Source organism: Parvibaculum sp. (assembly GCF_049672805.1).
GTDB lineage: Bacteria > Pseudomonadota > Alphaproteobacteria > Parvibaculales > Parvibaculaceae > Parvibaculum.
Map to the genome: position 1 here is coordinate 1 of NZ_JBATWS010000148.1, position 3,647 is coordinate 3,647.

The window sequence follows — 3,647 nt, forward strand, 5'->3', positions numbered from 1 at the left end:
GGCCAGCGCCTCGCCTAAAATGGTGCGGAACTCGAATTCAAAGGCTGTCACTTCTTTCGACATCATCATTCTCCTCGCCCGCTCATCTGGCCACCCGAGCCGCACGCATTATAGCATAGGCGGCAAAGGCGATGAGAGGGGCGGAGAGATGTGCGATACGCTGGTGGCGCGGGGAGCGGCGGTTGCTAAGGGCGCGATGCTCTTTGCCAAGAATTCCGACCGCGAGGCGAATGAAGCGCAATATCCCTTCTTCGTCCCCGCCGCGACGCATGAAAAGGATGCGCGGCTTCGCTGCACCTATATCGAGATTCCGCAAGCGCCGCGCACTCATGCAGTTCTGCTCTCCCGCCCCTTCTGGATGTGGGGTGCGGAGATGGGCGCGAATGAGCATGGCGTGGTGATCGGTAATGAGGCCGTTCACGCGAAGATTGCGCCCGGAAAAACGCCATCGCTGATCGGCATGGATCTTCTCCGCCTCGGGCTTGAACGCGGTGCGAGCGCGGAAGAAGCGCTGGAGGTCATCATCACGCTTCTCGGCCAATATGGGCAGGGGGGTAATTGCGCCCACAAAGGTCGCTTCGAATATCACAATGCGTTCCTCATCGCGGATGCGCACGACGCCCTTGTGCTCGAAACGGTGGGGCGTGAATGGGCGGTGGAGCGCGTTGCCGCAAAACGCAGCATCTCCAACGCCTATACGATTGGCAGCGATTTCGAACGGCTCAGTCCCGGAGCCGAAGCGCTGGCACAGGAACATGGACTCATGAAGCCCGGCAATGCTTTCAACTTTGCCGACATATTCGCCAATCGAAAACGCTCTGCGCTTGCAAGCGGGCATCAGCGCTGGTGCCGGACGACGCATCTTCTCAATGCGCGCAAGGGTGGCCTCGCCGCTGTCGACATGATGGCTTTTCTCCGTGATCACGGCGCGCAGGCGGCGCGTCAGCCGCATTGGCGGCCTGACGGCATACTCGGCGGCGCGGTCTCGGCCCATGCCACCTATGGGCCGGTGCGCCGCTTCGGCCAGACGACCGCCTCCTGGGTGACGGAGATCGATGAAGGGCGCGCCGTCCATTGGCTCACCGCCACTTCCGCGCCCGATACGGGCATCTTCAAGCCGGTCTTTTTCGGCCCCGGCTGGGAAGGGGCGTCGCTCCCCGATTTCGGCCGCCCACCGACCGATATTTACGATCCACAGACGCGCTGGTGGGCGCATGAGCGCCTTCACCGGACCGTGCTCCGCAACTATCCCGAACGCCTCGCCGCCTACAAGCAAGAGCGCGACCGGCTGGAAGCGAGCTTCATTACCCGTGTTGAGGCACTGCTTCGCCGTGGCGGAAGTGCCGACGAGGCGACCGCCCTTTCGCGCACCCTCTGGCAAGAGGCCGACGCCGCCGCAACCCGATGGTATGCGCTGGTGAAAGCCATTCCCGAGAACCCCGCATTCCGCCCCTCTCCCTTCATGACCGCCCATTGGAACGGCCTCGCGCGGCAGGCGCGGATGACGCTGCATGGTTAACGCTTTCGCAAGACGGCACCCCTTAAGGTGAAGATCGAGTGAAATTCACCGGCGGGCCTGGGGGGCTCGCGCCATGCGGGAACGGGGACATGACGCAATCGGCCAGGCATCTCGCTGCCACCTTGCTCTATCTGCTGCCTTCCATCGGGCTTTTCTTTGCGTTGACCGAAATTTTCGGCTTCAGGCAGGAGCTTGCCGCCCTGTGCAGCCTGATTGCCGCAATGCTGGGGGCGGAGGCTCATGCCGCCATCTCGCGCAGCAAGGAGCGCAAGGCCGTCCGCAAGGAGCTTCAGGAGCTGACAAGCCTTGCTGCAGGTCTTTCGCGCGATCTCGATGATGCGGCTGACAAGATCGTGGAACTTGAAGCCCGCTTCGAACGGGAAACGAATGAGCGCATGGAGCGCATTTTCTCGGAAATCCGCGTCGTCGAAAATCTCGTGAAGCGGCTTGCCGAAACGCGCAACTTCGGTGTGTCTCCTTCCGCAAGCGCAAAGTCGCAGCTTGCTGAAGAAAGCACCCTGCCTCCGCCGCATCCGGCCATGCGCCTTGAAGATATGGATGATGAGGCGCTGCTCGACACGATCCGCCATTCGCTCGAAACGAACCGTGTCGATCTCTATCTGCAGCCGGTGGTACGCCTGCCGCAGCGCAAGATCACTTATTATGAAGGCCTGTCGCGCCTGCGCACGGAGAGCGGCGAGATCATCATGCCGCGCGATTACATGCGCGTGGCGGAACCTGCCGGCATGATGCCGACGGTGGACAATATTCTTCTCTTCCGCTGCATTCAGGTGGTGCGCAAGCTCGCCCAGCGCAACAGCAAGGCGGGCGTCTTCTGCAACATCTCCGCCTTCTCGCTGCTGGATGAAGAGTTCTTCCCGCAATTCATCGAATATATGCAGCACAATACAGACCTCGCCCAGCATCTGATTTTCGAGTTCAGCCAGGCGACGGTGAACGGGGCGGGTCCGGTGGAGCTTGCCAGCCTTGATGCGCTTGCCGCGCTCGGCTTCCGCTTCTCAATGGATCAGGTGACCAACCTTCGCTTCGATCCGGCGGCACTGCATGATCGCAATTTCCGCTTCATCAAGGTGTCGGCCAAGACCCTGCTTGAAGCCCCTCATGCGGCGGGGGACATTCACGCGGCTGACCTCAAGGAACTTCTCAAGCGCAACGGCATCCAGCTCATCATCGACAAGATCGAGCAGGAGCGCGAGGTCGTGGACCTTCTCGAATATGACATTGATGCCGGTCAGGGCTTCCTCTTTGGCGAACCGCGCCCGGTGCGCGAGAGCGTGCTGCGGGATGAGCCGAAGCCGGAAGCGAAAGCCGCCTCACGGACGGAATCACGGCATCCCGCCATACCGCTCGCAGCGGACTGAGCAAGCATCAGCGACTGACCCTTCCCCGGCCGCCCTTCGAGAGAAGCGGCGGGCCGCTGCTTTAGGGGTGCCCGGTGGCAGCCGGTTGACAGGGGGAGGCTCCGGGCTATCTTGCCCCGGCCCCGTCACGCCCTCAGGAGAGCTGTCCCATGAGCTTCACCGACCTCAAATCCATTATCGAAAACGCCTTCGAGAATCGTGACGAGATCAATTTCTCGACCAAAGGCGAAGTGCGGGAAGCCGTGAACGAGGCGCTGAATGCGCTCGACAAGGGCGAGGCGCGTGTTGCCGAGAAGTTTCAGGGCGAGTGGCAGGTGCATCAATGGCTGAAAAAGGCCGTTCTGCTCTCCTTCCGCCTGAATGACATGGCGCTGATCGCGGGCGGCCCCGGCGAAAACACGAACTGGTGGGACAAGGTGCCCTCCAAGTTCGAAGGCTGGGGCGAGAAGGAGTTCCGCGCCGCCGCCTTCCGCGCGGTGCCGGGTGCCGTGGTTCGCCGTTCGGCCTATATCGCCAAAAACGTCGTGCTGATGCCCTCTTTCGTCAATCTCGGTGCCTATGTTGATGAAGGCACGATGGTGGACACATGGGTCACGGTCGGCTCTTGCGCACAGATCGGCAAGAATGTGCATCTCTCGGGCGGTGTCGGCATTGGCGGCGTTCTCGAGCCGCTGCAGGCAAACCCCGTCATCATTGAAGACAACTGCTTCATCGGTGCGCGCTCCGAAGTTGTTGAAGGCGTGATC

3 protein-coding genes are annotated in these 3,647 nt (G+C 61.6%); all 3 read left to right on the forward strand.

What is annotated here, in order from left to right; all coding sequences use genetic code 11:
- On the forward strand, positions 1 to 1,519 hold a 1,519-nt coding region (locus WBF74_RS04690), incomplete at its 5' end, for a C69 family dipeptidase (protein ID WP_424435911.1).
- An 89-nt stretch (positions 1,520 to 1,608) separates the two neighbouring features.
- Positions 1,609 to 2,901, forward strand: a complete 1,293-nt coding sequence (locus WBF74_RS04695) for an EAL domain-containing protein (protein WP_424435914.1) — start codon at positions 1,609 to 1,611, stop codon at positions 2,899 to 2,901.
- Between the two features lie 149 nt (positions 2,902 to 3,050).
- A partial coding sequence (locus WBF74_RS04700) for a 2,3,4,5-tetrahydropyridine-2,6-dicarboxylate N-succinyltransferase (protein ID WP_424435917.1) occupies positions 3,051 to 3,647 on the forward strand: 597 nt, incomplete at its 3' end.